25 protein-coding genes are annotated in these 25,942 nt (G+C 70.5%); 10 read left to right on the top strand and 15 right to left on the bottom strand.

What is annotated here, in order from left to right; translation table 11 throughout:
* Window positions 1-34: 34 nt before the first annotated feature.
* The 14 genes from RUR49_RS07240 to RUR49_RS07175 form a co-directional block, all read right to left on the bottom strand.
* On the bottom strand, window positions 35-1,138 hold the full coding sequence (locus RUR49_RS07240) for a hypothetical protein (RefSeq protein ID WP_409145699.1): 1,104 nt from the start codon (window positions 1,136-1,138) through the stop codon (window positions 35-37).
* Window positions 1,139-1,284: 146 nt separating this feature from the next.
* Complete coding sequence (locus RUR49_RS07235) at window positions 1,285-3,432, bottom strand: sodium-translocating pyrophosphatase (RefSeq protein WP_409145698.1); 2,148 nt, start codon at window positions 3,430-3,432, stop codon at window positions 1,285-1,287.
* A 197-nt stretch (window positions 3,433-3,629) separates the two neighbouring features.
* Window positions 3,630-4,844 (bottom strand): MFS transporter, encoded by a 1,215-nt coding sequence (locus RUR49_RS07230; protein WP_409145697.1) that lies wholly within the window; start codon window positions 4,842-4,844, stop codon window positions 3,630-3,632.
* Window positions 4,845-4,942: 98 nt separating this feature from the next.
* Window positions 4,943-5,953, bottom strand: coding sequence for a thiamine-phosphate kinase (gene thiL, locus RUR49_RS07225; protein WP_409145696.1), 1,011 nt, complete (start codon window positions 5,951-5,953; stop codon window positions 4,943-4,945).
* Window positions 5,950-6,453, bottom strand: a complete 504-nt coding sequence (gene nusB / locus RUR49_RS07220; RefSeq protein ID WP_409145695.1) for a transcription antitermination factor NusB — start codon at window positions 6,451-6,453, stop codon at window positions 5,950-5,952. The genes thiL and nusB overlap by 4 nt, the downstream gene beginning before the upstream one ends.
* 6 nt (window positions 6,454-6,459) lie before the next feature.
* Window positions 6,460-6,912, bottom strand: coding sequence for a 6,7-dimethyl-8-ribityllumazine synthase (gene ribH / locus RUR49_RS07215; RefSeq protein WP_409145694.1), 453 nt, complete (start codon window positions 6,910-6,912; stop codon window positions 6,460-6,462).
* 126 nt (window positions 6,913-7,038) lie between these two features.
* Window positions 7,039-7,668: a riboflavin synthase gene (locus tag RUR49_RS07210; protein ID WP_409145693.1), complete on the bottom strand. Its 630-nt coding sequence runs from the start codon at window positions 7,666-7,668 to the stop codon at window positions 7,039-7,041.
* Window positions 7,669-7,673: 5 nt separating this feature from the next.
* On the bottom strand, window positions 7,674-8,822 hold the full coding sequence (gene ribD, locus RUR49_RS07205; RefSeq protein ID WP_409145692.1) for a bifunctional diaminohydroxyphosphoribosylaminopyrimidine deaminase/5-amino-6-(5-phosphoribosylamino)uracil reductase RibD: 1,149 nt from the start codon (window positions 8,820-8,822) through the stop codon (window positions 7,674-7,676).
* 4 nt (window positions 8,823-8,826) lie between these two features.
* On the bottom strand, window positions 8,827-9,306 hold the full coding sequence (gene nrdR / locus RUR49_RS07200; protein ID WP_409145691.1) for a transcriptional regulator NrdR: 480 nt from the start codon (window positions 9,304-9,306) through the stop codon (window positions 8,827-8,829).
* Window positions 9,307-9,327: 21 nt separating this feature from the next.
* A complete protein-coding gene (gene glyA, locus RUR49_RS07195; protein ID WP_409145690.1) occupies window positions 9,328-10,632 on the bottom strand; it encodes a serine hydroxymethyltransferase in 1,305 nt (434 codons plus the stop codon).
* Between the two features lie 252 nt (window positions 10,633-10,884).
* Window positions 10,885-12,156 (bottom strand): murein L,D-transpeptidase, encoded by a 1,272-nt coding sequence (locus RUR49_RS07190; RefSeq protein WP_409146345.1) that lies wholly within the window; start codon window positions 12,154-12,156, stop codon window positions 10,885-10,887.
* 319 nt (window positions 12,157-12,475) lie between these two features.
* Complete coding sequence (locus tag RUR49_RS07185) at window positions 12,476-12,997, bottom strand: MarR family winged helix-turn-helix transcriptional regulator (protein WP_409145689.1); 522 nt, start codon at window positions 12,995-12,997, stop codon at window positions 12,476-12,478.
* 181 nt (window positions 12,998-13,178) lie between these two features.
* Complete coding sequence (locus RUR49_RS07180; protein ID WP_409145688.1) at window positions 13,179-13,652, bottom strand: DUF6163 family protein; 474 nt, start codon at window positions 13,650-13,652, stop codon at window positions 13,179-13,181.
* 5 nt (window positions 13,653-13,657) lie between these two features.
* Entirely contained in the window at window positions 13,658-14,710 is a 1,053-nt protein-coding gene (locus RUR49_RS07175; protein ID WP_409145687.1) for an enoyl-CoA hydratase/isomerase family protein, read from the bottom strand.
* A gap of 251 nt (window positions 14,711-14,961) precedes the next feature.
* Between RUR49_RS07175 and hemB the strand changes: the two genes are divergently transcribed.
* The 10 genes from hemB to RUR49_RS07125 all read left to right on the top strand — a co-directional run bounded on the left by hemB (window position 14,962) and on the right by RUR49_RS07125 (window position 24,081).
* Window positions 14,962-15,960, top strand: a complete 999-nt coding sequence (hemB, locus tag RUR49_RS07170) for a porphobilinogen synthase (protein ID WP_409146344.1) — start codon at window positions 14,962-14,964, stop codon at window positions 15,958-15,960.
* A 97-nt stretch (window positions 15,961-16,057) separates the two neighbouring features.
* Complete coding sequence (locus tag RUR49_RS07165; protein WP_409145686.1) at window positions 16,058-16,543, top strand: cupin domain-containing protein; 486 nt, start codon at window positions 16,058-16,060, stop codon at window positions 16,541-16,543.
* Window positions 16,544-16,712: 169 nt separating this feature from the next.
* Window positions 16,713-16,982, top strand: a complete 270-nt coding sequence (locus tag RUR49_RS07160) for a type II toxin-antitoxin system Phd/YefM family antitoxin (RefSeq protein ID WP_409145685.1) — start codon at window positions 16,713-16,715, stop codon at window positions 16,980-16,982.
* Window positions 16,979-17,353 carry a type II toxin-antitoxin system VapC family toxin gene (locus RUR49_RS07155; protein WP_409145684.1) on the top strand — a complete coding sequence of 125 codons (375 nt, stop codon included), beginning with the start codon at window positions 16,979-16,981 and terminating at the stop codon, window positions 17,351-17,353. Before RUR49_RS07160 ends, RUR49_RS07155 begins: the two co-directional genes overlap by 4 nt.
* Entirely contained in the window at window positions 17,350-18,591 is a 1,242-nt protein-coding gene (locus tag RUR49_RS07150; protein WP_409145683.1) for a threonine ammonia-lyase, read from the top strand. The genes RUR49_RS07155 and RUR49_RS07150 overlap by 4 nt, the downstream gene beginning before the upstream one ends.
* Before the next feature lie 87 nt (window positions 18,592-18,678).
* Window positions 18,679-19,179, top strand: coding sequence for an RDD family protein (locus RUR49_RS07145; RefSeq protein WP_409145682.1), 501 nt, complete (start codon window positions 18,679-18,681; stop codon window positions 19,177-19,179).
* Between the two features lie 159 nt (window positions 19,180-19,338).
* Complete coding sequence (locus RUR49_RS07140) at window positions 19,339-21,171, top strand: SLC13 family permease (RefSeq protein ID WP_409145681.1); 1,833 nt, start codon at window positions 19,339-19,341, stop codon at window positions 21,169-21,171.
* A gap of 106 nt (window positions 21,172-21,277) precedes the next feature.
* Window positions 21,278-22,021, top strand: coding sequence for an arginyltransferase (locus RUR49_RS07135; RefSeq protein ID WP_409145680.1), 744 nt, complete (start codon window positions 21,278-21,280; stop codon window positions 22,019-22,021).
* Between the two features lie 84 nt (window positions 22,022-22,105).
* Window positions 22,106-23,539 (top strand): MFS transporter, encoded by a 1,434-nt coding sequence (locus tag RUR49_RS07130; RefSeq protein ID WP_409145679.1) that lies wholly within the window; start codon window positions 22,106-22,108, stop codon window positions 23,537-23,539.
* A gap of 98 nt (window positions 23,540-23,637) precedes the next feature.
* Window positions 23,638-24,081 (top strand): hypothetical protein, encoded by a 444-nt coding sequence (locus RUR49_RS07125; protein ID WP_409145678.1) that lies wholly within the window; start codon window positions 23,638-23,640, stop codon window positions 24,079-24,081.
* On the opposite strand, the gene RUR49_RS07120 is transcribed toward RUR49_RS07125, so the two are convergent.
* On the bottom strand, window positions 24,078-25,619 hold the full coding sequence (locus RUR49_RS07120) for an alkaline phosphatase family protein (protein WP_409145677.1): 1,542 nt from the start codon (window positions 25,617-25,619) through the stop codon (window positions 24,078-24,080). The two genes, RUR49_RS07125 and RUR49_RS07120, sit on opposite strands and share 4 nt — an antisense overlap.
* Window positions 25,620-25,942 lie beyond the last annotated feature (323 nt).

Here is a 25,942-nt window from a genome sequence, read left to right as displayed (position 1 = left end):
ATTCGGCCGGCGGGCCGCAAGCGTTGCGAAAGGGCTACGCGCCGAGCACCTGTCGCACCACGTCCGCAACCGGCTGTGGAAGCGCCGTCACGGGCGGTCCGCCGAGCAGCCGCTCGGCCATGGCCCGCCGCACCGGCTCGCCGATCTCAGCATAGGCAGGCAGAAACGGCCGCTCCCCGGGCGCCCTCTCGTCGGCAATGACGATCGGCTGATCGAGGTGAGCGTTCAGCTTTTCGATCTCCGCCATGTACAGCGCCCGCAGGGCCGACCACTGCTCCGGCGTCAGGTACTGCACGCGCCCGCCACCGCCCGCCGCCACGGCCGCCTCCGCACAGGCATCCTCGAGGCGGTTGATCTTGTAGACGACCCCCTGCTCGCCGCCCGGCTCGCTGAAGGTCTTGCGCTGCACGCGGTTGCTGCGCCCCAGCCGGTCCCAGTCCAGGCCGGCGGCGTCGATGGCCGCGTAGATCGCGCGGAGCGTCTCCACCGCCTCCCACGGCGGCGAGGCGTTGAAGGTCTCCCGCGTCCCCGCCGGCGCCTCCTCGATCACCGGGGGCGGCAGACCGACCGCGGCGACCGCGTCGCTGACGAGGTCACCGCCGTTCAGCGCCTCGCGGTCCAGCGGACGGACCCGCACCTTGTCCCAGCCGAAGACCTCGCCCCAGCGCCCGATGAGCTCGCTCACCCGGAAGCGCTTCCAGTCCTCGGTCATGGCGAAGAAGGTATCGATGTCGCGGAGGTTCCTGCCCTTCTTGGTGCGCTGGGCATAGACCGACGGCATCAGCCGCGTCAGGTCGCGCACATAGGCGAGGACACGCACGTCGTGCCGACGGCGGATGCGTTCGGCGAACATCTCGATGCGCCGCGGCGGCATCAGTTCGAAGTTCTCGGTCGACAGGAGGTAGGAGCGGCCATCGACGTCGGCCAGCCGGTCGATCGCCTCGAACACCGCCTCGCCGGAGGCGTCGCCCTTCTCGATGTCGCGCAGGGCGGCGATGACGCCCCCGTGGGTGCGGCTGTCGAAGCCGAGGTCGGGAAAGGCGAGCCCGTGCCGCTCGGTGAGCGCCGTGTTCAGGCGAAAGAATCGCTGGATCGTCGACGTGCCGGTCTTATGCAGGCCGATGTGGACATAAAGCACGCGGCGGTTCCCTGCTTTCGCTCGCGGTGTGGCCGAAACGGCAGCGGCGGCCCGGCCCCTCCGGGGCGGACCGCCGCGAACCTAGACAAGGCTGTTGCCAATGTCACCGCCGCCGGCGCGAACCGGCGGCGAAACGACACCCCATCTCAGTGGGCGAGCACCGCCAGCAGCAGGAGCGCCACGATGTTGGTGATCTTGATCATCGGGTTCACGGCCGGGCCGGCGGTGTCCTTGTAGGGATCGCCGACGGTGTCGCCGGTCACCGACGCCTTGTGCGCCTCGGAGCCCTTCATGTGGCGAACCCCGTCCTTGTCGACGAAGCCGTCCTCGAAGGACTTCTTGGCGTTGTCCCAGGCGCCGCCGCCCGCCGTCATCGAGATCGCCACGAACAGGCCCGTGACGATGACGCCGAGCAGCATCGCGCCGAGCGCTGCGAAGGCATTCGCCTTGCCGGCGATGGCGTTGATGACGAAGAAGCAGACGATCGGCGACAGCACCGGCAGCAGCGACGGGATGATCATCTCCCGGATCGCCGCCTTGGTCAGCATGTCGACGGCGCGGCCGTAGTCCGGCCGGTCCTTGCCGGTCATGATGCCCGGCTTCTCGCGGAACTGCCGGCGCACCTCCTCGACCACCGCGCCGGCCGCCCGCCCGACCGCCGTCATGGCGATGCCGGCGAACAGGTTCGGCAACAGGCCGCCGAAGAACAGGCCGACGACGACGTAGGGGTTCGACAGCGAGAAGTCGATCGCACCGAGGCCCATGAAGTAGCTGTGCTGCGTCTCCGTTGCAGTGGAGGCGAAGAACTTCAGGTCCTCCGTATAGGCGGCGAACAGCACCAGCGCACCGAGGCCGGCCGAGCCGATGGCGTAGCCCTTGGTGATCGCCTTCGTGGTGTTGCCGACGGCGTCGAGGGCATCGGTGGTGACACGCACCTCCTTCGGCAGGCCCGCCATCTCGGCGATGCCGCCGGCGTTGTCGGTGACCGGGCCGAAGGCGTCGAGCGCCACCACCATGCCGGCGAGCGCCAGCATCGTCGTCACCGCGATGGCGATGCCGTAGAGGCCGGCGAGGCTGTTGGCGAAGAGGATGCCGGCGATGATGATGATCGCCGGCACCGCCGTCGCCTCGAGCGAGACGGCAAGGCCCTGGATGACGTTGGTGCCGTGGCCGGTGACCGAGGCCTGGGCGATCGAGCGCACCGGCCGGAAGCCCGTGCCCGTGTAGTACTCGGTGATCCAGATGATCAGGCCGGTGACGATGAGGCCGACGAGGCCGCAGAGGAACAGGCTGAGCGCGGTGAAGGACACCCCCGCCGACGTGGTCAGCACCGTGTCCAGCCCGCCGAACACCAGGATGGTGATCGGGAAGATGGCGATCAGCGACAGGACGGCGGTGGCGATGAAGCCCTTGTAGAGGGCCCCCATGATCGACTGGCTGGCACCGAGCTTGACGAAGAAGGTGCCGATGATCGAGGTGATGACGCAGACCGCGCCGATCGCCATCGGATAGATCATCGAGGATTCGGCGAAGGCCGTGCCGGCGAAGAAGATCGAGCCCAGCACCATCGTCGCGACGAGCGTGACGGCATAGGTCTCGAACAGGTCGGCCGCCATGCCGGCGCAGTCACCGACATTGTCGCCGACGTTGTCGGCGATCGTCGCCGGGTTGCGGGGGTCATCCTCCGGGATGCCCGCTTCCACCTTGCCGACGAGGTCGCCACCGACGTCGGCACCCTTGGTGAAGATGCCGCCGCCGAGGCGGGCGAAGATCGAGATCAGCGACGCGCCGAAGCCGAGCGCCACCAGGGCGTCGATGACGGTGCGGTCGTTGGAGGCGTAGCCGAGACCCACCGTCAGGACGGCGTAGTAGATGGCGACGCTGAGGAGGGCGAGGCCGGCGACGAGCAGGCCGGTGACCGCGCCCGACTTGAAGGCGATGTCGAGGCCGGCGGCGAGGCTCTTCGTCGAGGCCTGGGCGGTGCGGACGTTGGCGCGCACCGAGACGAGCATGCCGATGTAGCCGGCGGCCGCCGACAGGATCGCACCGAAGGCGAAGCCGATGGCGACGGTGATCGACAGCAGGAAGGCGACGATGATGAAGATCACCACGCCGACGATGCCGATCGTCGTGTACTGGCGGGCCAGGTAGGCCTGGGCGCCTTCCTGGATGGCGGCGGCGATCTCGCGCATGCGCGGGGTGCCGGCGTCAGCCGCCATCACCGAGCGCACCGCCCAGATGCCGTAGGCGATCGACAGCAGACCGCAAACAATGACCAAGCCGAGAGCGGGCATAATTCCTCCGTGGAGCGGCGCTCTCGTTGTTGCCGGGTCGGACGCCCGCGGAGCGCTTCGATATTGGCTGGACCGCGGGCGGACTTCAGGCCGCCGTCCGCGGTGGTGGGGCAACGTGCCCCCCGGCCGGAAGGCCGTCAAGGGGCCGCCGCCACGCTTTCGTCCAAATTCGCAAGTCGTCCGGAGCCGCTCTAAACTCAGGCGGTGCGCGGCTTTCCGGTCGTCGCGTCGACGATCAGCAGCGCGGTGCACGCCACGACGATGGCAATGGTCACGCCATTGACCATCGCCCAGCCGGCGGCGTCGAGGATCCGGCCGGAGGCGAGCGAGGCCACCGCGACGAAGCCGAAGACGAGGAAATCGTTGGCCGCCTGCACCCGCGCCCGTTCCTCCGGCCGCGCCAGCCGCACCACCATGGCGGTGGCGCCGACGAAGCCGAGGTTCCAGCCGAGGCCGAGGAGCACGAGCCCGCCCCAGAAGTTCGCGAGCGCGAGGCCGCTCATGCCGACGAGGCCGGCGGCAGCGAGAATCATCAGCCCGGCCGCGACGACCCGGTGCGCGCCATAGCGGACGATCAGGCTGCCGGTGACGAAGCTCGGCGCGAACATCGCCAGCACATGCCACTGGATGCCGAGCGCAGCTTGCGTGTGGCTGAGGCCGCAGGCGACCATGGCGAGGGGTGCCGCCGTCATCACGAGGTTCATCAGCGCGTAGGCCGAGACCCCGCAGGCGGCGGCGACAAGGAATCGGCGCTCGAGCAGGATCGCCCGCAGCGGCCGGCCCGGCACGGTCGGGTCGGGCGGCGGTGGCGTCGGGATGCGCAGGAAGGCGAGCACCAGGCAGGCGGCGGTCGCCAGCACCGCCTGGGCTGCGAACGGCCCGGCGAACAGCACCGGCGAGAACAGCTCCTGGGTCAGGATCACCGTCTGCGGCCCGACGATGCCGGCGGCGAGCCCGCCGAACAGCACCCACGACACCGCCTTCGGCTTGAAGGCGTCGCTCGCCGTGTCGGCGGCGGCGTAGCGATACTGCTGGACGAAGGCCTGCGAGGCGCCGCCGAGCGCCACCGCCAGGCAGAAGCCGAGGAAGGAGCCCATCAGGATGGCGGTGGACGCCGCCGCCCCGCCCATGACCGAGACGACGGCGCCGACCATGAAGCCGGCGCGCCGGCCGATCCGGCGCATCAGCATCGCCGCGGGTATAGACGTCGCCGCCGTGCCGACGACGAAGCAGGTGATCGGCAGCGTCGCGAGCGACTTGTCCTCGGCGAGCAGGTAGTGGCCCGCGAGCCCGCCGGTGGCGATGGTGATCGAGGCAGTGGCGCCGCCGATCGCCTGCGCGCCGGCGAGCACGACGGCGTTGCGCTTCGCCAGCCGGTCGCCGTCCGGGATCGCAGCGGCCGCCGTCGTCATCTGCCAGAGGCTCCTAACGCAACTCGGTCCGCGGCGCGCAGATCACGGCGCGCAGTTCCCGGCGCTCCACCATAGGCCGGGTCCGCCGCCGCGTCGGGTCAGAAATGCGAGAAGGACCCGCGCTCGATGCCGAGGCTCGCGCCGTCGCCGCCGGTGACCGTGACACCCGGCTCGCCGGTGACAGCCTCGCCGATTTCGGTCGCCGCCACACCGGCGGCGGCGCAGCCATCGAGGAAGGCCGCCACCGCATCCGGCCGGACGGCGGCGGCGATCTCGTAGTCGTCGCCACCGGTGATCGCCGTCACCAGCAGCGCCGGATCGGCCGCCACGGCCGCGGCGGCGGCCGGCGACAGCGGCACCCGCGCCGCATCGAGGCGGACCGCGACGCCCGAGGTCGTCGCCATCTTGCGGAGGTCGCCGACGAGGCCGTCGGACACGTCCATCGCCGCCCGGGCGTGGTCGCGCACGACAGCGGCCGCAGCGACCCGCGGCTGCGGGTGGGCGTAGCGGTCGAGGAGGTGGTCGGCGTCGGCCGCCGCCAGCCCGAGCCGGCCACCGAGGCCGGCGTCGAGCCGGAGCTTCAGTCCGATCGCGGCGTCGCCGATCGTGCCGGTGACGACGATGCGGTGGCCCGCCTGCGCCGCGCCCCGCCGCACCATGCCGCCGGTCGGCACAAGGCCGAAGGCTGTGATCGAGATCACCGCGCGCTCCACGGTGCGGATGGTGTCGCCGCCATAGAGCGACACGCCATAGGTCTGCTGGTCGGCGGCGAGGCCGGCGGCGAAGTCGGCGAGCCAGGCTTCCGTCCAGCCGTCCGGCAGGCCGAGCGCCAGCAGGTAGCCGACGGGCGTGGCGCCCTTTGCGGCGAGATCGGAGAGGTTCACCCGCAGCGCCTTGCGGGCGACGGTGGCACCGGGATCGTCGGCCAGGAAATGGATGCCGGCCGCCACCGCGTCCTTGGTCAGCACCAGGTCGAAGCCCGGCGGCGGCATGTAGAAGGCGGTGTCGTCGGTGAGAGCGAGAGCCCCCGCCGCGGTGGCGAGCGGCGCGAAATGGCGCGCGATCAGCGCATCCTCGCCGGAGCGCGGCGCGCTGGCGGTCCCGCTCACGACCCCGGGGCCGCCGGGGTGAACTCCTCCGGCCGCACCTCGCGGGCCAGCCGGTCGAGCACCGCGTTGACGATGCGCGGCTCGTCCTCGGCGAAGAACGCCTTGGCGACGTCGACATATTCGGTGATGACGACGCGCGCCGGCACGTCGGGACGGTGGCGCAGCTCGTAGACGCCGGCGCGCAGGATCGCCCTGAGCGTCGCGTCGACGCGGGCGAGCGGCCAGTCGTGCGCGAGTGCAGCGTGGATCGACGGGTCGATCGCCCGCTGCTCCGCCACGACGCCGCCGACCAGGTCGCGGAACCAGCCGGCATCCGCCGAGCGGTACTGCTCGCCGTCGATCTCCTTGCCGAGGCGAAAGGCCTCGAACTCGGCGACGACGTCGGCGATGTCGGTGCCGGCGAGTTCCATCTGGTAGAGCGCCTGCACGGCGGCGAGCCGCGCCACGCCGCGCTGGTTGGCCGGCCGCGTCTCGCGCGACGTCTTCGCCGGATCAGCCATCGCGGTTCAGAGCCCGAGCTTCGACCGGACGGCGATCATGGCGAGCGCCGCCTTCGCAGCCGCCCCGCCCTTGTCCTTGCCGTCGACGGAGGCGCGCGCCCACGCCTGCGGGCCGTTCTCGACCGTCAGGATGCCGTTGCCGAGGGCGAGCCCCTCGTCGATCGTCAGCATCATCACGGCGCGGGCCGACTCGTTGGCGACGATGTCGTAGTGGCTCGTCTCGCCGCGGATGACGCAGCCGAGCAGCACGTAGCCGTCATACTCGGTGCCGCCCTCTTCCGCCGCGATCAGCGCCATCGACAGAGCCGCGGGGATCTCCAGCACGCCGGGCACGGAGAGGCGCTCATAGCGCGCGCCGGCGGCTTGCAGCGCCTGCGTCGCCCCGGAAACCAGGGCGTCGGCGATGTCCTCGTAGAAGCGCGCGTCGATGACGAGAAGGTTCGGCTGATCGTCGTCCATGGCGGCGGCCTCTTCAGAATTCTGGGCGGCGACGGAGGCCGTCGCCGCGGGGCGCACTCGAACCATGGCGCCACCCGATTGTCCAGCCGCGCGGGGTCGCAGCCGGCTCCGCCCGGTGCAGACCTGCTATGCCGGCGGCGTGGCCTGCGCCGCCGCTCCCGCCTCCGCCAGCCGCGCCACATAGCGCGCCATCACGTCGATCTCGAGGTTGATGCGGTCGCCGACGCGCCGCTCGCCCCAGGTGGTGACGGCGAGCGTGTGCGGGATGAGCAGCACCGAGAAGACGTCGCCGGTGACGGCATTCACCGTCAGCGAGGTACCGTCGAGGCAGACCGAGCCCTTCTCGGCGATGAAGCGGGAGAGCTGTGCCGGCACACGGAAGTCGAAGCGGGTCGCCTCCCCCACTTCTTCCCGCACGACGATCTCGGCGAGGCCGTCGACGTGGCCGGAAACGATGTGGCCGCCGAGTTCGTCGCCGATGCGCAGCGCCCGCTCGAGGTTGAGGCGCGTGCCAGCCCGCCAGTCGGCCGCCGTCGTCAGCGCCAGCGTCTCCGGTGCCGCGTCGACCGCGAAGCGGGCGCCGCCGGCGTGCGGCCGGACCTCGACCACGGTCAGGCAGACGCCGCTGCAGGCGATCGAGGCGCCGATGGCGATACCGGCCGGATCGTAGGCGCTGTCGATCTCGAGGCGGCGCACCGTCTCCCGTTCCACGACGGAGACGACGGTGCCGACGTCGGTGACGATGCCGGTGAACATGGCGCTCAGTCCTTCCGCCAGAGATGCACGAGCCGATCCTCCCCGAGGGGCCGGTCGTTCAGCAACACGAACGCCGGGTCCGCCAGCACGTCCTCGACCGAGCGGCCGATGAACGCCGGTACGCCGTCGCCGCCGATCGGATCGGGCGCCCGCACGAGAAAGATCTCGTCGACGAGCCCCGCCTCGAGCAGACCGGTGGCGACACGCGGGCCGCCCTCGACCAGCAGCGTCGTCAGTCCGCGTTCGGCGAGCGCGACGAGCGCCGTTCCGAGGTCGATCCGCCCTTCGGCGGTGAGCGGGGCGGCGATGACGGTGGTGCCGGTCGCCTCCAGTTCCGCAAGGCGGCGCGGGTCGGCGACGCCGCCGGCGATCACCCACAGCGGCACCTCGTGGGCCGAGCGCACCAGCGCCGAATCGACCGGCAGCCGGCCATGGGTGTCGAGGACGATGCGCACCGGCGATCGCCCGGCGAGCCCCGGCAGCCGGCAGGTGAGAAGCGGGTCGTCGACCAGCGCCGTGCCGACTCCGACGAGGATGCCGTCGGTGGTGGCGCGCAGTGCGTGGCCGGCCTGGCGGGCGGCGTCGCCGGAGATCGGCACCTGGCGCTCGCCGAAGCGGCCGACGAATCCATCGGCGGAAACGGCGAGCTTCAGGCGCACGTGCGGGCGGCCGTCGCGGACACGGCGGATGTGTCCGGCGTGCTCGCGGGCCGCTTCCGCGGCACAAACGCCAGTGGTGACGGCGATGCCGGCCTCGCGCAGCATCCGGTGGCCGTCGCCGGCCACCCGTATGTCGGGATCCTCGAGGGTGGAGACGACGCGATCGACGCCCGCCTCGATCAGCGCGACGCTGCACGGCCCGGTCCGGCCGACGTGGGAGCACGGCTCCAGCGAGACGTAGACCGTCGCCCCGCGCGCGAGCGCCCCCGCCTGCGCGAGCGCGACCGTTTCGGCGTGCGGCCGTCCGCCCGGCGCGGTCCAGCCGCGGCCGACGACGCGCGGTCCGTCGCCGTCATCGCGCACGATGATTGCGCCCACCGCCGGATTGGGCCACGCGCGACCGGCATTGCGCCGGCCGAGCGCCAGCGCCGCGCTCATCCAGCGGCGATCCTCGTCGGGCGATGGGCTCGCGCCCCGCCCCTTCACAGCCTGCATGAGATCAGTCCCGGCCGCCGGTCTCGCCCTCGCCGCGAGAGGCGAGCTCATCGAGAAAGACCCCGAAGTCCTTGGCCTCGCGGAAGTTCCGGTAGACGGAGGCGAAGCGCACATAGGCGACATCGTCGATCGCCTTCAGACCTTCCATGACAAGGTGGCCGATCTGCTCGGCGGTCACCTCGCTCTCGCCGAGGTTCTCGAGCTGGCGGACGATGCCGGAGACCATCTGCTCGACCCGCTCCGGCTCCACCGGCCGCTTGCGCAGCGCGATCGCCACCGAGCGGGCGAGCTTGTCGCGGTCGAGCGGCACGCGCCGGCCCGAGCGCTTGACCACCATCAGCTCACGCAGCTGCACCCGCTCGAAGGTGGTGAAGCGGCCCCCGCAGGTGACGCAGACGCGGCGGCGGCGGATCGCGGTGTTGTCCTCGCTCGGGCGCGAGTCCTTCACCTGGGTATCTTCGCCGCCGCAATAGGGGCACCGCATCGGGGGTTTCGCGGCTCCTGCTCAGCCGTAGATCGGGAAGCGGTCGACGAGCGCCTTGACGCGGCCGCGCACCTTTTCCTCGACCAGACCGTCGGCCTCGACGCCCTTCTGCGACAGCACCCCCAGCACCTCGGCGATCATGTCGCCGATCTCCTGGAACTCGGCGACGCCGAAGCCGCGGGTCGTGCCGGCCGGCGTGCCGAGGCGGATGCCCGACGTCACCATCGGCTTCTCGGTGTCGTAGGGAATGCCGTTCTTGTTGCAGGTGAGGTGGGCGCGGCCGAGCGCCAGCTCCGACACCTTGCCGGTCAGGCCCTTCGGCCGGAGGTCGACGAGGGCGAGATGGGTGTCGGTGCCGCCGGAGACGATGCGGAAGCCGTGGCCCGTCAGCGTCTCGGCGAGCGCCTTGGCGTTCTCCACCACCTGCTTCGCGTAGAGCTTGAAGGACGGCTGCAACGCCTCGCCGAAAGCAACGGCCTTCGCCGCGATAACGTGCATCAGCGGGCCGCCCTGCAGGCCCGGGAAGACGGCCGAGTTGAACTTCTTGGCGAGCGCCTCGTCGTTGGTCAGGATCATGCCGCCGCGCGGGCCGCGCAGCGTCTTGTGGGTGGTGGTGGTGACGACGTGGGCGTGGTCGAGCGGGTTCGGGTGCACACCGCCGGCGACGAGACCGGCGAAGTGCGCCATGTCGACCATGAACAGCGCGCCGATCTCGTCGGCGATCGCCCGGAAGCGGGCGAAGTCGATGACGCGCGGATAGGCGGAGCCGCCGGCGATGATGAGCTTCGGCTTGTGCTCGCGAGCGAGGCGCTCGACCATGCCGAAGTCGATCAGCTCGTCGTCGCGGTTGACGTGATAGGGCACCGGCTTGAACCACTTGCCGGAGAGGTTGACCGGGGCGCCGTGGGTCAGGTGACCGCCCGCGGCCAGATCCAGACCCATGAAGGCATCGCCCGGCTGCAGCAGCGCCAGGAACACCGCCTGGTTCGCCTGGGCGCCCGAGTGCGGCTGGACGTTGGCGAAGCCGGCGTTGAACAGCTGCTTCGCCCGCTCGATGGCGAGCGTCTCGGCGACGTCGACATACTGGCAGCCGCCATAGTAGCGCCGGCCGGGATAGCCCTCGGCGTACTTGTTGGTCAGCACCGAGCCCTGCGCCTCGAGCACCGCGCGGGAGACGATGTTCTCCGAGGCGATCAGCTCGATCTCGTCGCGCTGGCGGCCGAGCTCGGAGCGGATGGCGCCGAACAGTTCGGGATCCGTCTGATCGAGGGGGCGCGTGAAGAAGCCGCTTTCGGCGGCCCGAACGGCGGCGGTGACCGTGGCCATGTCAACTCGCTCCAACGAGGGTCGTTACGGACGCGGCAACGGCCCTTCCCCGGGCCGCCGGCGCGATCGGCGGATGCCGTCCGCCGGGTCGAAGCGCACTTAGCATGGGCGCCCGGGTGAACCAAGCACGGACGCGACACCGCGGGGCGGCGTAGGCGACGTCGCACCGGGAGTGGCCCGCGGAGACGAAGACGGCCGCGGACCTTTCAGCCCGCGGCCGTGAACTCTGCGCCGGTCGAGGCGCCAGGCGCGTTACTGCGGAAGCTGGAAGTAGGCTTCCTCGGCGACCGGAGCGCCGGTCGTGTTCATCGCGACCGCGTCGCCCATGTCGCGCTGGTAGATGTCGTCGCGGAAGTGGACGATGCCGTCCTGCGTCGCCCAGGCGGTGACGTAGTTGAAGTAGACCGGGACCGGCGCCTGCAGCTTCGCGTCGATGCGCTCGCCGGTGCGGATCGCCTCGTCGATGCGGCTCTTCGGCCACTCCGGATTGGTCTCGAGCAGCCATGAGACGAGCTCGCGGACGTTCTGCACGCGCACGCAGCCGGAGGAATGGAACCGGGCATTCTGGCCGAACAGGCTCTTCTGCGGTGTGTCGTGCATGTAGACGGCGTGCGTGTTCGGGAAGTTGATCTTCACCGAACCCATCGAGTTCTCGACGCCGGGCTCCTGGCGGAACAGGTACTGCGTCGCCTGGTCGGTGTTCCAGTCGATGTCGGTCGCCTGCAGCTCGTTGCCCCGGCCGTCGTAGATGCGGATGCGGTTCTTCACGAGGTACTGCGGATCCGCCAGCATCTTCGGAATCAGGTCCTTGCGGATGATCGACTCCGGCACGTGCCAGTACGGATTGAAATTGATCTCCTGGATCTTCGCCGAGAGGATCGGCGACTGCCGGTCGATCTTGCCGACGACACCGGTGTGGCGGGAGCGCACGACGTCGCCCTCGACCGCCTCGATCTCCGCCGACGGGATGTTGACCATCACGTAGCGCTCGCCGAGGAAGCCGGACATCGAGCGAACGCGCACGAGGTTGAGCTCGAGCTGGCGCAGGCGCTGGTCGGCCGGCACGTTGAGGGCGAGCACGGTGGCGCCGCCAACGATGCCGTCCGGCTGCAGGCCGTGGCGAACCTGGAAGCGCCGCACGGCGCCGTCGACGTAGGAATCGAAGGTGTCCTGGCGACCACCCGCGGCCGCGAGATCGCCGGAGATCATCAGCCGCTCGCGCAGGGTGCCGACGGCGCGATCCCGCGAGCCGAGCTTGAGGCGGGTCTTCTCGGGCAGGGTCGGCCAGCCGCCCCGTGCCACGATCTGCTGGTAGACGGGGATCGACTGCTCGATCTGCACCGCCGTCATCGGCGACAGCGTCGGCTGCGTGCCCTTCACCTGGTTGAGCTCGGCGATGGCGGTGTCGTACTTGTCCGCCCACTCGGCGCGCAGCTGGTAGTTCTGCAACGCCTGCAGCGGGCTCTCCGCGCGGGCGAGCGTCGGTGCGAACATCGCCCCCGCCGCCGCGCCGAACAGCGCCATCGCGACACCCCGGCGGGTCAACGCCCCGCCGCGACCGGCGTGTGCCGTCGGCTCGACCCGCTCGACCCGCGGCCCGCCGGCGCTCACCTGCTCGGTGCTGACCTTCATGCTTGACTCCCGTCGCCGATCACGCCGCCCGTACCACCCGCTGTGCGGAGGCCTATCACGGGCGTGGTTAACAGACATCCACCAGCACCGGTTCCGCGACCCTGATCGTGGGCTGCAGGCGGTCGCCGCCTAATTGGAGGTCTCTCCCATCACAAAATGGCGGCTTCATGGTGCCGGGCGTAGCCGGTGCGAGGCTGTCTTCGGCGGGGTTTCAGAGGCGGAAGCGGATGCGGTCGTCCCAGTAGCGGTCGAGGCGCTGCAGGTAGACCGAGAGCTGCCGCAGGTCCTCCGGCGGCAGACCGCCTGCTTCGACAATGGTGCCGGCGCTCTTCTCGTAGAGACGTCCGACGATGTCGGCGACGCGCCGCCCGGTCTCGGTGAGACGGATGCGCACGGCGCGGCGGTCGTCGCGGCAGCGCTCCTGCACGAGATGCCCGCCCGCCACCAGTTGCTTGATGTTGTAGGAGACGTTGGAGCCGAGATAGAAGCCGCGCGCCTTCAGATCGCCGGCGGTCAGGTCGGAATCGCCGATGTTGAACAAGAGCACCGCCTGCACGGCGTTGACGGTGGAGCAACCGAGGCGGTCGAGCTCGTCCTTCACCGCTTCGAGGAAACGGCGGTGGACACGCTCCACCAGCATCACCGCATCGAGGATGAGCGGCTTCACATCGACGTCGCGCGCAGGCCTGTAGCCTCCGCCGGACGCCGTCTCATGCGACGGTCCTGCGTACATCGTCTTCGCCTTCCTGTGAGATGCCGGATTTGTCCGGTCGTCCTTGAGGAAAGGATGGACGCCCCGAGTCTAAAGGCGGCTTAAGCGGCAGGATGAATCAGACGTGAATCAGCGGTGACCTTCCGCCGGCTCCACTAGACTCGCGATCGACTCGCGACGTCCTGTCGCCACGGCGTGGGATTCACGCCTCTTCCTCCGCCTTCCGCCGGGCCTGGCGGCGCGCCATGAACAGCATCGCTGCGTAGACGACGAGGCTCGCGATGTAGAACGGCAGGCGGAACGGCCGTTCTCCGAAGATCTCGGCGAGCGCCCCGTGGGTCAGGACCTGGCAGGCGATGGCGAGCAGCCACACCGCGACGCCCCAGGCGGTGGCGATCCACAGTCCGACCGCGACGACGAGATCGATGACGCCGTAGAACACCGTCGTGCTCTGCCAGTCGATCGACTGCGTGGCGAAGCCACCCTGGCCGGGGACCGGCAGGTAGCCGACGATGCGGCCCCAGTGCCCGAGGCCGGTGGCGAGCCAGATGACGGCGTTGACGCGCAGGAAGGCGACGATCAGCGCGGGCCATGGCCAGGCGTCCAGCCGGGCCATGAGGCCCGCCCGCGGCGGCGGTGCCGCCGCATCTTTTCCCGCCGGTGTCGTCGTTGCCATGCCCGTCAGTCCAGAACGATGTCGCCGCCCGCCGGCGGTCGGAAATGGGCTTCGATGTCGAGGACCTCGAGCTCATCGAGATCGGCCGGCTGCCAGCGCGGGCGGCGGTCCTTGTCGACGATGGCGGCGCGCACCCCCTCGTAGAAGTCGTGACCCTCGAGGATCCGGCAGAGCAGCCGGTATTCCATCACCATGCACTCGGAGAAGCTCATCTTCCGCGCCCGCCGGAGAGCATGGAAGGTGAGCTCGAGGCTGGTCGGCGAGCGCGAGCGGATCGTCGCCGCCGTTTCCGCCGCGAAGGCCGCGTGCTCGCCCGTCTCGGCGTCGAGGCGGAGGAGGATCTCGCCGACCTCGCGAGCCGAGAACGCCCGCTCGATCACCCCCAGCCGGTCCGCCAGCGGAGCCGGCCCGATCGGCACGCCACGCCCGGCGAGCGCGGCATCGACGTCCCCCGTCTCGGCGAGGGTGTCGAGGATCGATGGCAGGGCCTCCGGCGCGACGGCATCGGTGACGAAGCCGGCAAGGTGTGCGTCGGCGAGGCGGATCGAGGTACCCGTCAGCCCGAGATAGAGGCCGAGCTCCGACGGCATGTGCGACAGGATGTAGGTGCCGCCGACGTCCGGAAAGAAGCCGATCGCGACCTCCGGCATGGCGAAAATGAGCCGCTCCGTCGCCACGCGGTGCGGACCGTGCGCCGACAGACCGACACCGCCACCCATGCAGACGCCGTCGACGAGCGCCACGTAGGGCTTCGGGTAGCGCTCGATCAGCGCGTTCAGCCGGTACTCGTCGCGGAAGAACAGGTTGCGGCTGGGATCCCCCGCCCGCCCCATCTCGTAGACTTGGCGGATGTCGCCACCGGCACAGAAGGCGCGGCCGGGCGCCGCCGTCACCGCCACCACCGCGACCGCGGGATCGACGGCGAAGTCGTCGAGGGCGGCGCGCATCCGCAGCACCATGTCGTGGGTGAGCGCGTTCAGCGCCGGCTGGCGGTCGAGCGTGACGAGGCCGAGCCTGCCGCGCCGCTCGATCCGGATGTCGCCGTCGCCGTCCGTCATCGCCCTGCCGATCCGGTTCGCACGCGGCCGGTCGGAGCCCGGCGGCACCGCCGGTCCTACGGCCGGCGACACCTGCCGTCAACGCCGCACGGGACCCGCTTGAAGCGCCTTCCCGTTCCGGTCTAGCGTCGCGTCTTATGGAAGAGCTCCAGGAAGACCCCATCGACGAAGGCCCGACGGCCGCGACGGCCGTCGCCGCCATGCGTGCAGAAGCGAGCGCGGTGCGCACCCGGCTGCGCATCGAGACCGCGATGGTCGCCGAGATCGTCGGCGGCCGCCGCATGCGCCGCAACCGGCGGCGACCCTGGGTGCGCCGTCTCGTCCGCGAGACGACGCTGACCGTCGACGACCTGATCTGGCCGCTGTTCGTCGTCTCGGGCGAGAACGTGCGCGTGGCCGTGCCGTCGATGCCGGGCGTCGAGCGCCTGTCGGTCGACCAGCTCGCCCGCGAGGCCGAGCGCGCCGCCCAGCTCGGCATTCCCGCGATCGCGCTGTTCCCCTACACCGATCCCGGCCTGCGCGACCCGCACGGCACCGAGGCCTTCAACCCCGACAACCTCGTCTGCCGCGCCATCCGGGCGATCAAGACGGCGGTGCCTGAGCTCGGCATCGTCACCGATGTCGCCCTCGACCCCTACACCAGCCACGGCCACGACGGCCTGCTCGTCGGCGAGGAGATCGTCAACGACGACACCGTCGCCTGCCTCGTCGAGCAGGCGCTCGTGCAGGCGGAAGCCGGCTGCGACGTCATCGCACCCTCCGACATGATGGACGGCCGCGTCGGCGCCATCCGCCATGCGCTCGACGTCAGCGGCTTCGAGCACGTCCACATCATGTCCTATGCGGCGAAGTACGCCTCCGCCTTCTACGGGCCGTTCCGCGACGCGGTCGGATCTTCGAAGACGCTGCTCGGCGACAAGCGCACCTACCAGATGGATCCCGGCAACTCGGACGAGGCGCTGCGCGAGGTCGAGCTCGATCTCGCCGAGGGCGCCGACATGATCATGGTCAAGCCAGGGATGCCCTATCTCGACGTCATCCGCCGGGTGAAGGACGCCTTCGGCGTGCCGACCTTCGCCTACCAGGTCTCCGGCGAATACGCGATGATCCGGGCGGCCGAGCTCAACGGCTGGCTCGACGGCGAGCGGGCGATGATCGAGAGCCTGCAGGGCTTCAAGCGCGCGGGTGCCGACGGCGTGCTGACCTACTTCGCCCCCTTCGTCGCGGAGAAGCTGACGCGCGGGATGTGAGGCCGCCGGGAGACTGTCCCTTGTCGAGGATGTTTCCGGGCACGAGCTCCCGCCCCGTCGGCGCGACAGGGGACGATCATTACGCGGGGCGAGTCCGATGAGCGACCGCGAGACACCAAGGACGGTCGCCATAGTGGCGTCGTCGGCACCGGTCCGCACGAAGCCCTCGACCTACCCGGAGCCCTTCTTCACCCGCATGGGGAAGCGGGAGAAGCGACCCCTGGGCGACCTCTTCGGACTGAAGAATTTCGGGGTGAACCTGACGCGGCTCGCACCCCGCGGTGAATCCGCGCTGCTGCACCGGCACAGCAGGCAGGACGAGTTCGTCTACATCCTCGAGGGCGAACCGACCCTCGTCACGGAAACCGAGGAAGTCGCTCTTTCCCCCGGCATGTGCGCGGGATTTCCCGCGCAAGGCATCGCCCACCAGCTGGTGAACAGAACCGACCGTGACGTCGTCTATCTGGAGATCGGCGACCGCTCTGCCGGCGACGAAGGCAGCTACCCGCGCGACGATCTCAAGGCCTCGCTCGGTGCGGATGGCCAGTGGGTCTACACCCACAAGGATGGCCGGCCGTACTGAGCGACGTACCGAAACTTCAAACTGAAGCACGGCCGGCGGCCGGTCCAAGTTTGCAGCCGGGCCCAATTTTGCGGCCGCCCAGCGCGGGTGTATCGTCGTTGCGCGAGCACGGGCGACTGGACCCGCAAGCCCGCCGCCTGACATGCCGAGCCCCGGCAGGGACTGACCGATGAGCGAACACGCCCGCTCCGCCACCGTCACCGTGTCCCTGGAGGACGCCGAGGCGCGCCTGCCGGCGCTCGTCGAGCGCGCCGCCGCCGGCGAGGAGATCGTCATCGAGAAGGCCGGAAAGGCTCGCGCCCGGCTGGTGGCTGTCTCGGAGGCGCAAGCGACGCGTCGTCTCGGCGGTTTTCTGCGTGGCCAGATCCGCATCGGCGAGGACTTCAACGACCCGCTGCCGGACGACATCCTGCGGGCCTTCAACGGCGAAGCCGATTGAGGCTGCTGCTCGACACCCACATCTTCCTATGGTGGGCCGACGCGCCGGAGAGGCTGCGCGCGCCGCAGCGCGAGGCTATCGAAGACCCGGCCTCCGAGGTCTTCCTCAGCGTCGCCAGCCTCTGGGAGATGGCGATCAAGGTCGGGACCGGGCGGCTGGACTTTCCCGTTGCCGACATTGAAGCTCACACCGTCGGCCGTGGCCTGGGACTTCTGCCGATCCTTGCGCCCCACGCCGTCGAGCTCCTCGCCCTCCCCCGCCTGCACGGCGACCCCTTCGACCGCATGCTGATCGCGCAGGCCCGCGCCGAGGGGCTGATGCTGGTGACGGACGACACGATGATCCGCCGATACGACGTGGCCCTGCTGTGACCGAAACCCCTCTCCGCCTGCCCACCCTCGCCGACGTCCGCGACGCCGCCGCCCTCCTCGAGGGCCGCGTCATCCGCACGCCCTGCCTGCCGGCGCCGAAGCTGTCGGCGCTGACCGGGGCGACCGTCAGCGTCAAGTACGAGAACCTGCAAGTCACCAACGCCTTCAAGGAGCGCGGCGCCTATGTGAAGCTGACGGCGCTCACCGCGGAAGAGCGGGCGCGTGGCGTCATCGCCATGTCGGCCGGCAATCACGCCCAGGCGGTCGCCTACCACGCCCGCGGCCTCGGCGTGCCGTCCACCATCGTCATGCCGGTGACGACGCCCTTCGTGAAGATCGCGGCCACCCGCGGCTATGGGGCCCGCGTCGTGCTCGCCGGCGAGACGGTGGCGGAAGCGCAGGTCGAGGCCGGGCGCATCGCCGCCGACGAGGGCCTCGTCTGGGTGCACCCCTACGACGATTTCGACGTCATCCGCGGCCAGGGCACCGTCGCGCTGGAAATGCTGGCCGACGACCCCGACCTCGACACCCTCGTCGTCCCCGTCGGCGGCGGTGGCCTGATCGCGGGCATGGCGACGGCGGCGAAGGCCCTGAAGCCCGGCATCCGCATCGTCGGCGTCGAGGCGGCGCTCTATCCGGCGCTCTGGGCGGCACTGCGCGGCGAGGAGCCTGCCTGCGGCGGCAACACGCTGGCCGAAGGCATCGCCGTGAAGGCGGTCGGCCGCCTGCCCCTCGCCGTCGCCCGCACCCTCGTCGACGACGTCGTGCTGGTCGACGAGGTCCACCTCGAGCGCGCCGTCAACGCCTTCTTGACACTGCAGAAGACGATGGCCGAGGGCGCCGGCGCGGCCGGCCTCGCCGCGCTGCTGGCGAGCCCGGATCGCTTCGCCGGCCGCCGCGTCGGTCTCGTGCTGTGCGGCGGCAACATCGACCCGCGGGTCCTCGCCGGAATCATGATCCGCGAGCTCGCCCGCGCCGAGCAGATCGTCGCCGTGCGCGTGACGACGCCCGACCGCCCCGGCGTCCTCGGCGAGATCGCCACGATCATCGGCGCGCTCGGCGGCAACATCCTGCAGGTGTCACACCACCGCACCTTCCTGAGCGTCCCCGCCAAGGGCACCTCCGTCGACATCTCCTTCGAGACCCGCGACGGCGCCCACGCCGCCGAGATCGTCGCAGCACTCGAAGCGCGCCGCTTCACCGTCGTCCGCCTGCCCGCCGACGAGGTGCTGCCTTAGCCCGACGCGGCCACCGCGTTTGAAAACCCCGGCCGCCGTCCCCATCTCGCTTTCCGTATGGGCGATGCCCTTTCTTGGAGGACGAGGATGAGCGACGTGATCGGCACCGGGAGCGGCAGCGTGCGGGCCGACGTCTTCGATCCGGTCGCGCAGCCGGAGCTGTTCGAGGGCCTGCGCTGGCGCCGCACGATGGCGTTCGTGGTCGACGTGGCGATGGTCGGCACGCTGTTCATGATCGCCGCCTTCGCGGTGTTCTTCCTGGGCCTCCTCACCCTCGGCCTCGGCTGGATGCTCTATTTCATCCTCTGGCAGGCAATCGCGCTGCTCTACACCGCCTTCACCCTCGGCGGGCCGTCCTCGGCGACGCCCGGCATGCGGATGATGGGGATCGAGATGCGGCTCTGGTACGGGGCCAAGGTCTACCCGCTGCTTGCGGCCGCCCACGTCATCGCCTTCTGGCTGTCGGTCTCGTTCCTGACCCCGTTCGTGCTGGTCGTCTCGCTCCTCAACGAGCGCAAGCGGCTGCTGCACGACATCGTGCTCGGCACCGTGGTCGTGAACAGCCGCGCGATTACCCGTCTAACCTGATCACCTCAATCGCCCCTGTTGGAATCGCGACAGCAGCGGGATAGGACTCCCGGCGGCGCGTCGCGGTCGATGGTGCCCCGCTCGCGCTGCGCGGTGGGCCGTCGTGATCGATCCATCACCCATGCGCCATGACCCCGCGGTGGGGTCGCGCGAGGGTGGATGAGCGTCGCTGCCGATTTTCACATGTGGTTCACGATGGTCGTCGTGCTGGCGACCATCGTTCTCTATGCCGCCGACAGGTTGCCACTCGAGGCGGTATCCGTCACCGCCCTCGTGGCGTTGCTGCTCGGCTTCACGATCGCCCCTTTCGAAGTCGGCGGCCGGACCTTCGATACCGATGAATTTCTGCTCGGTTTCGCCAATTCTGGCCTCGCCACCATCCTGGGCCTGTTGATCGTCGGGCAGGCGCTCTTCCAGACGGAAGCCCTCGAGCGACCGACGCAGATGGTGCTGCGCCTGGCCCGCGGCCGCCACGACGTCGCCATTGTCGCCACCCTGGTCGCAATCGGCGCCCTGAGCGCCTTCCTGAACAACACACCCGTGGTGGTGATGTTTCTGCCGATCATCAGCGCGTTTGCGAGCGCCGGCGGCGGCTCGCCGTCGCGCGTGCTGATGTCTCTGTCGTTCATCACCATCCTGGGCGGCATGACGACGGTGATCGGCTCGTCGACCAACCTCCTCGTCGTCGACGCCGCCGCCCGCATCACCGGCGAGCGGATGGGCTTCTTCTCCTTCACGCCGGTCGCGCTGGTGCTCGCGACCGTGGGCGCCGTCTATGTGCTGTTCGTGATGCCACGCCTGCTGCACCCGCGGCAGTCGATGGTCGATGCGATGCAGGGCGGCGGTGGCAAGCAGTTCATCGCCGAGATCCTCGTCACCGAGAATCACCCGCTGGCTGGCAAGCGCGCCGTCTCGGGGATGTTCTCCGGCATGACGGACATGACCGTCCGCCTCGTGCAGCGCGGCGAGCGGCCGATCCTGCCGCCGTTCGAGGACATCACCATCGAGCCGGGCGACATCGTCATCGTCGCCGCCACCCGCGGCACCCTCACCAAGGCGCTCACCGGCCGCGACGCACTGGTGACGACGGAGCCGGGAACCGGTGATGCCCCCAGTGTCGCGGCGCTGCCCCCGCGCGCCGCCCGCCTCGCCGAAGGCATCGTCGCGCCGGGTTCGCGGCTGATCGGCCGCACCCTCAGCAAGGCCGCCTTCCGCACCGAGACCGGCTGCATCGTCATCGGCATCGAGCGGCGCAGCCGAATGCCGCGCATGGTGATGTCGGAGATCCGGCTGGAGGAAGGCGACGTGCTCCTCTTCGCCGGCCGCGACCAGGATATCGACCGCCTGCGCGGCAGCCGCGACGTTCTGTTGATCGATCACTCGATGGCCGACCTGCCGCCCCGCCACACGGCGCCCCGGGCACTTGCCGTCTTTGCCGGGGTGGTGCTGGCGGCCGCGACCGGAGCCGTGCCCATCGTGGTGGCGGCGCTTGCTGGGGCCTTCGCGGTGATCGCCCTCGGTTGCATCAACGTGCGGCAGGCGCTGCGCGTCTGCGACAGCCGCATCATCTTCCTGATCGGCTCCTCGATCGCACTCGCCACCGCGCTGGAAGTGACCGGCGGCGCCACCGCCATCGCCGAGGCCGTCGTCGACCTGCTCGACGGCCAGTCCACCACCGTCATCCTGTCGGGCTTCTTCCTGCTGGTGGCCGTGCTGACCAACATCCTGTCGAACAACGCGACGGCGGTGCTGTTCACGCCGATCGCCATCGGCATCGCCCAGCGCCTGGGGGTGGCGCCGGAGCCCTTCATCGTCGCCACCGTGCTCGCCGCCAACTGCTCGTTCGCGACGCCGATCGGCTACCAGACGAACCTTCTCGTGATGGGGCCCGGGCACTATACCTTTGCCGACTTCTTCCGGGCGGGCACACCGCTGATGCTCCTGATGTGGGTGACCTTCACCCTGATCGCCCCTTGGGTCTATGGTCTGTGACGGACGCGGGAATCGCGGCGAGTGCGGGTACGAAACTTGAATCGTCGAAGAGCGCCGAAAGCGCCGGTCACGGGACCGGGGCGGCGGTCGGGCCGGCGAGGCTGGGATGACGCGGCAATATTCGGATAACCCGCAGTTCTATCTGACGGCGCCCTCCCCCTGCCCCTATCTGCCGGGGCGGATGGAGCGGAAGGTGTTCACCCACCTCGTCGGTGACCGTGCCGCCGCCCTCAATGACGTTCTCACCCAGGGCGGCTTCCGGCGCAGCCAGAACATCGCCTACCGGCCGGCCTGCGAGGGCTGCCGGTCGTGCATCTCGGTGCGGGTGGTCGTCGACGAGTTCGAGTGGACGTCGTCGTTCAAGCGCACCGCCCGCGCCAATGACGACCTCGTCGGCGTCGAGCTGCCGACGGCGCCCTCGTCCGAGCAGTATTCGCTGTTCCGCCGCTATCTCGACGCCCGCCACGCGAGCGGCGGCATGGCCGACATGTCGGTGCTCGACTACGCCATGATGGTCGAGGACACCCACGTCGACACCCTCGTCGTCGAGTACCGCCGCCGCGGGCCGGACACCGCCATCAACGGCCGCGGCCGCGGCCCGCTCGTCGCCGTCAGTCTCACCGACCGCCTCGCCGACGGCCTGTCGATGGTCTACTCGTTCTACGATCCCGAGCCGGCCGACCGTGGCCTCGGCACCTTCATGATCCTCGACCACATCCGCCGCGCCCGCGCCGCGGGCCTGCCTTACGTCTATCTCGGCTACTGGGTCGAAGAGTCCCGCAAGATGGGCTACAAGGCGCGCTTCCGCCCGCAGGAGCACCTCGGGCCGCGCGGCTGGGAACGGACCTGATCCTCCCGCCGGCGCAGCCCCGCCGAGGCACGCGCCCGGAAGTCCCGAATCCCTGCCGCCCTCCCTGCGGCTCCGAGCGCCACCATGCACGATCCCCTTCCCGCCACCGACGCGCCGGGCGCCGACGGCGTCGACGCCGGCCCGCCGACCTGGGGCGAACTGGTGCTCGGCCGCTACGCCGTCGCCTCGGCCATCCTCTGCCTCGGCGTCGGCACCCACGCACTGAACTGGTTCCTCGTCGCCACCGCCGTGCCGACGGCCGTCATGGAAATCGGTGGCGCCGCCCACATCAGCTGGGCCACCGCCGTCTACCTCGTCTTCGGCATCGTCGGGGCGGCGCTCGCCGGCGACCTCAAGACGCGCTTCGGCGGCCGCGCCGTCATGGTCGCCTGCGCGGCCGTGCTGATCGTCTCGACCGCACTCGCCGCCGAAGCGCCGACCTATCCACTGTTCCTCGTCGGCCGCTCGGTGCAGGGCTTCGTCGAGGGCGTCGTGCTGGCGCTCTGCTACGTGCTGATCGCCGACGTCTTCCCGCCCCGCGCGCAGCCGCAGGTGTTCTCGTTCCTAGCCGCCGTCTGGGCGGTGGCGACGCTCGCCGGGCCGGCGATGGCCGGCGTCCTGATCGAGTTCGCCTCCTGGCGGATTGCCGTCTGGGTGACGGTGGTGCCGGCGGCGGCGCTGCTGGTGCTGTCGGCACGCGCCCTGCCGGGGCGGGTGGGACCACCCTCGGGCCCGTGGCGGCCGCCACTGCTGCGGCTGTCGCTGCTCTGGCTCGGGGCGATGGCGATCTGCGTCGCGGCCGTGCTGGAGACGGTGCTGACGGCGAGCCTGCTCGCCGCCGCCTCGATCGCCCTTTTCGTCCTCGGGCTGATGCTCGACAAGCGCTCGGCGCGCCGCCTCTTCCCCGCCCGCCTGCTGCACGTCGCCGACGCGGCGCCGGCCGGCCTGTGGGTGATCGGGCTGATGATGTTCGCCGAGACCGCGATCCCGGTGTTCGCCGCCTTCACCGTGCAGGTCGGGTTCGGCACCGGCGCGCTGATCGCCGGCCAGGTCGCCTCGATCCCGGCGCTCGCCTGGTCGGCCGCCGCGTTCGCCGTCGCCCGTCTCACCGGCCGCGCCTCCGACCTCTGCATCCTCGGCGGTCCGGTGCTTTTGATCGCCGGGCTGGCGCTGACGGCGGTGGGTGTCGGCAGCCTCTCGATGACGCCCTTCGTGATCGGGCTGATCGCCGCCGGCGCAGGCTTCGGCGTCAGCCACGGCTTCCTCAGCCAGCGCCTTATGGCCGCCGCCGCACCCGGCGAGACCGCCGTCACCTCCGGCGCGATCCCTGCGCTCGAGGGCGTCGGCTCCGCCTTCGGCGCCGCCGCCGCCGGCCTCGCCGCCGCCGCCGCCGGCTTCGACGGCACGGCAGCCGGCGTGCCGGCGCTCGCCTGGGTGTTCGTCTGCGGGGCACTCGTCAGCCTGCTGACGCTGGCGCTGTCGGTCCGCTTCGTCGCGGCGACGCGCCCACCGGCGTGAGGCGCCTCGGCGCGGCTCGAAATGGCGCTGATTTTGACAACCTGCGGTGGCCGCCCTACGAGTCTTAAGGCTCGATCCATGCGCGGGAACCGCCACCGATGCCGTCTCTCTCCCGCCGGCCCGCCGGGATACCGTGTCTCATCGTCGTCATCTGCGCTTTCGCGGTCCTGAGTGCCTTGGCTGCGTCGGCGCGCGCAGCAAGCCAGCCCTCCTACGATCACCCAAAATTCGCCAGCCTCTGGCGAGACGCCACTCGGCCCGCTGGCGTCACCGTCACCGAGTATCCGGACTTCACTCTGGTGAAGTCAAAAGACGGCCTTACGCTCTACTATTTTACGAAACGAAATCATTTCGCGCATCCCGGTATTGTCAAACGCTCGATGATACAAAATCGCGACGGCGGCTGGCGCGTCAGTGTCGACGGAAAATCCTTTGCAGCGAAGCGAAACGATCCTGGTTTTTTGAAGTGGCTCGATCAATTCAAGGAACTTAATCAAAAAATGCGGAAAGCGATTGAAGAAGATCACGGCACGACGCCCTAACCGCGCGCGTCGACCACCCCGCCCGCCGTCAGCGCGAGCCCCGTCAGCCGGCGGTCGAGATGGCGCGCCCGCCAGGCGAGCAGCGCCTCGGCCTCGGCGAGCCGCGCCGCCGCCATCGTGGGGTCGCCCGCCCGGTCGACCGTCTCCGCCGGATCGTCGGACAGGTCGAAGAGCAGCGGCGGCAGGCCGGCGAAGTGGACGTACTTGAAGCGCTCGCCGCGCTGCACGGTGAGCGAACAGGCGTCGAGCGGCAGGTCCAACATCGCCTGCGCCCGCCCGCTCGCCACCTCGCGGAAGTCGTATTCCCAGTGCACCGCCGTCCGCCAGCCGGCCGGCGCCACGCCGGTGCCCTCCATGAACGGCGCGAGCGACGCCCCGTCGAGGTGGCCCGGCACCGGCAGGCCGGCGAGGCCGAGCAGCGTCGGCACCACGTCCACCGCCTCGGTGAAGGCTGCGACCCGGCGCCCGTGACCGGCCGGCGCCCGCGGGTCGGCGACGATCAGCGGCACGTGGTAGGCGGCGTCGAAGAAGCCATATTTGCCGACCGTCCAGTGGTCGCCCATCAGCTCGCCGTGGTCGGAGGTGAAGACGACGATGGTGTCCTCCGCCATGCCGGCCTCGGCAAGCAGGCCCAGCATCCGGCCGATCTCGGCGTCCACCTCGGCGATCATGCCGAAATAGACCGCCCGCAGCACCCGGAAGTCCGCATCCGTCCAGTCGGCGACGCCGCCGTCGCCGGCCCCGATGACATAGTGGTGGCCCGCCCGCGTGATGTCGGCCCAGTAGGCGACGAGCGGGTGCAGCGCGCGCTCCTCCGCCGCGCTCGCCCGCCGCCGGAAGGCCGGCCCGCCTGCGGGGTCGAACATCGTGTTGTAGGGCGCCGGCACGATGTAGGGCGGGTGCGGGCGCAGGAACGAGACGTGGGCGAACCACGGCCGGCCGGCGCGCTGCTCGGTCAGCCAGTCGGCGAACGTGTCGACCACGAAGGCCGTCTCCGTCTCGCCGGCGCCGTAGACCGGCGGCGCGTTCGACGGCCGCGGCCCCGCCCCGCCCACCGGCCGGTAGATGTCCCACGGGTCGGCGGGAATCGCGTAGCCGCGCCGCTTCAGCCAGGCGAACCACGGGCCGTTGCTCTCCGGCAGGCGTAGCCGCGCCGTGAAGCCCGGCAGCACGCCCTCGTAGGTCCTGATCCACGGGTCGTCGCCTTCGGTCGTCCGCGGGTCGATCGACTGGTCGGTGTAGCCGAACAGCGTCGGGTCGTAGCCGCCGCGCCGGGCCATGCGGGCGATCGTGTCGTGGCGGGCGTCGAGCGGCGTGCCGTTGCGCACCACCCGGTTGGTCATCTGATAGAGCCCGGTGTAGAGGCAGGCGCGGGCAGGCGAGCACGGCGCGGCATTGGCGAAGTGGCGCGTGAAGCTGACACCGCGGGCCGCGAGCGCATCGAGATGCGGCGTCGCCACCGGCATGGCGCCGAGCGCGCCGAGGCAGTCCCCCCGCCACTGGTCGGCGGTGACGAACAGGATGTTCGGACGAGACATCGCGGCACTCCGGGCGGGCGCCGAGGGGGCGCCCTGCCCGCCTCCCATGCCGCCGCCGCGCGGCGCACGCAAGTCCGCCCGACGCGACCTCGCCGGCCGCCTCTGTCACACGGCCGTCATGGGCGCCCACTAGCGGATGCCGGGTGTGGCGATGCTACGGCGGCAGGATGGCAGGGCCCGACGAGGACCCTTCGAAAGCCGCACGTCGACGTGATTGCCAGCCGTCGCCGCCTGCACCTAAAGTGACGGACGGGTGACGAAAATATGACAGAGGGGCGCACTCGTCCGAGCCGCCTGCAATCCGATCGCCGACCCGCATCGAG

Source organism: Pseudoxanthobacter sp. M-2 (assembly GCF_046156265.1).
Lineage (GTDB): Bacteria > Pseudomonadota > Alphaproteobacteria > Rhizobiales > Segnochrobactraceae > CAMDHY01.
This window is presented reverse-complemented; position numbering and strand designations above follow the sequence as displayed.

Excerpts from the sequence above, each read along its gene's own strand:
- RUR49_RS07190 (WP_409146345.1), bottom strand. The coding sequence starts at position 12,156 with ATGGCGCTGTTCGGCGCGGCGGCGGGGGCGATGTTCGCACCGACGCTC.
- ribH (WP_409145694.1), bottom strand. The coding sequence starts at position 6,912 with ATGGACGACGATCAGCCGAACCTTCTCGTCATCGACGCGCGCTTCTAC.
- RUR49_RS07175 (WP_409145687.1), bottom strand. The coding sequence starts at position 14,710 with ATGACGGACGGCGACGGCGACATCCGGATCGAGCGGCGCGGCAGGCTC.
- RUR49_RS07210 (WP_409145693.1), bottom strand. The coding sequence starts at position 7,668 with ATGTTCACCGGCATCGTCACCGACGTCGGCACCGTCGTCTCCGTCGTG.
- glyA (WP_409145690.1), bottom strand. The coding sequence starts at position 10,632 with ATGGCCACGGTCACCGCCGCCGTTCGGGCCGCCGAAAGCGGCTTCTTC.
- RUR49_RS07120 (WP_409145677.1), bottom strand. The coding sequence starts at position 25,619 with ATGTCTCGTCCGAACATCCTGTTCGTCACCGCCGACCAGTGGCGGGGG.
- RUR49_RS07180 (WP_409145688.1), bottom strand. The coding sequence starts at position 13,652 with ATGGCAACGACGACACCGGCGGGAAAAGATGCGGCGGCACCGCCGCCG.
- RUR49_RS07125 (WP_409145678.1), top strand. The coding sequence starts at position 23,638 with ATGCCGTCTCTCTCCCGCCGGCCCGCCGGGATACCGTGTCTCATCGTC.
- RUR49_RS07130 (WP_409145679.1), top strand. The coding sequence starts at position 22,106 with ATGCACGATCCCCTTCCCGCCACCGACGCGCCGGGCGCCGACGGCGTC.
- ribD (WP_409145692.1), bottom strand. The coding sequence starts at position 8,822 with ATGCAGGCTGTGAAGGGGCGGGGCGCGAGCCCATCGCCCGACGAGGAT.
- RUR49_RS07185 (WP_409145689.1), bottom strand. The coding sequence starts at position 12,997 with ATGTACGCAGGACCGTCGCATGAGACGGCGTCCGGCGGAGGCTACAGG.
- hemB (WP_409146344.1), top strand. The coding sequence starts at position 14,962 with ATGGTCGCCGAGATCGTCGGCGGCCGCCGCATGCGCCGCAACCGGCGG.
- RUR49_RS07140 (WP_409145681.1), top strand. The coding sequence starts at position 19,339 with ATGAGCGTCGCTGCCGATTTTCACATGTGGTTCACGATGGTCGTCGTG.
- RUR49_RS07230 (WP_409145697.1), bottom strand. The coding sequence starts at position 4,844 with ATGACGACGGCGGCCGCTGCGATCCCGGACGGCGACCGGCTGGCGAAG.
- RUR49_RS07160 (WP_409145685.1), top strand. The coding sequence starts at position 16,713 with ATGAGCGAACACGCCCGCTCCGCCACCGTCACCGTGTCCCTGGAGGAC.
- RUR49_RS07235 (WP_409145698.1), bottom strand. The coding sequence starts at position 3,432 with ATGCCCGCTCTCGGCTTGGTCATTGTTTGCGGTCTGCTGTCGATCGCC.
- RUR49_RS07135 (WP_409145680.1), top strand. The coding sequence starts at position 21,278 with ATGACGCGGCAATATTCGGATAACCCGCAGTTCTATCTGACGGCGCCC.
- nusB (WP_409145695.1), bottom strand. The coding sequence starts at position 6,453 with ATGGCTGATCCGGCGAAGACGTCGCGCGAGACGCGGCCGGCCAACCAG.
- RUR49_RS07145 (WP_409145682.1), top strand. The coding sequence starts at position 18,679 with ATGAGCGACGTGATCGGCACCGGGAGCGGCAGCGTGCGGGCCGACGTC.
- RUR49_RS07165 (WP_409145686.1), top strand. The coding sequence starts at position 16,058 with ATGAGCGACCGCGAGACACCAAGGACGGTCGCCATAGTGGCGTCGTCG.
- nrdR (WP_409145691.1), bottom strand. The coding sequence starts at position 9,306 with ATGCGGTGCCCCTATTGCGGCGGCGAAGATACCCAGGTGAAGGACTCG.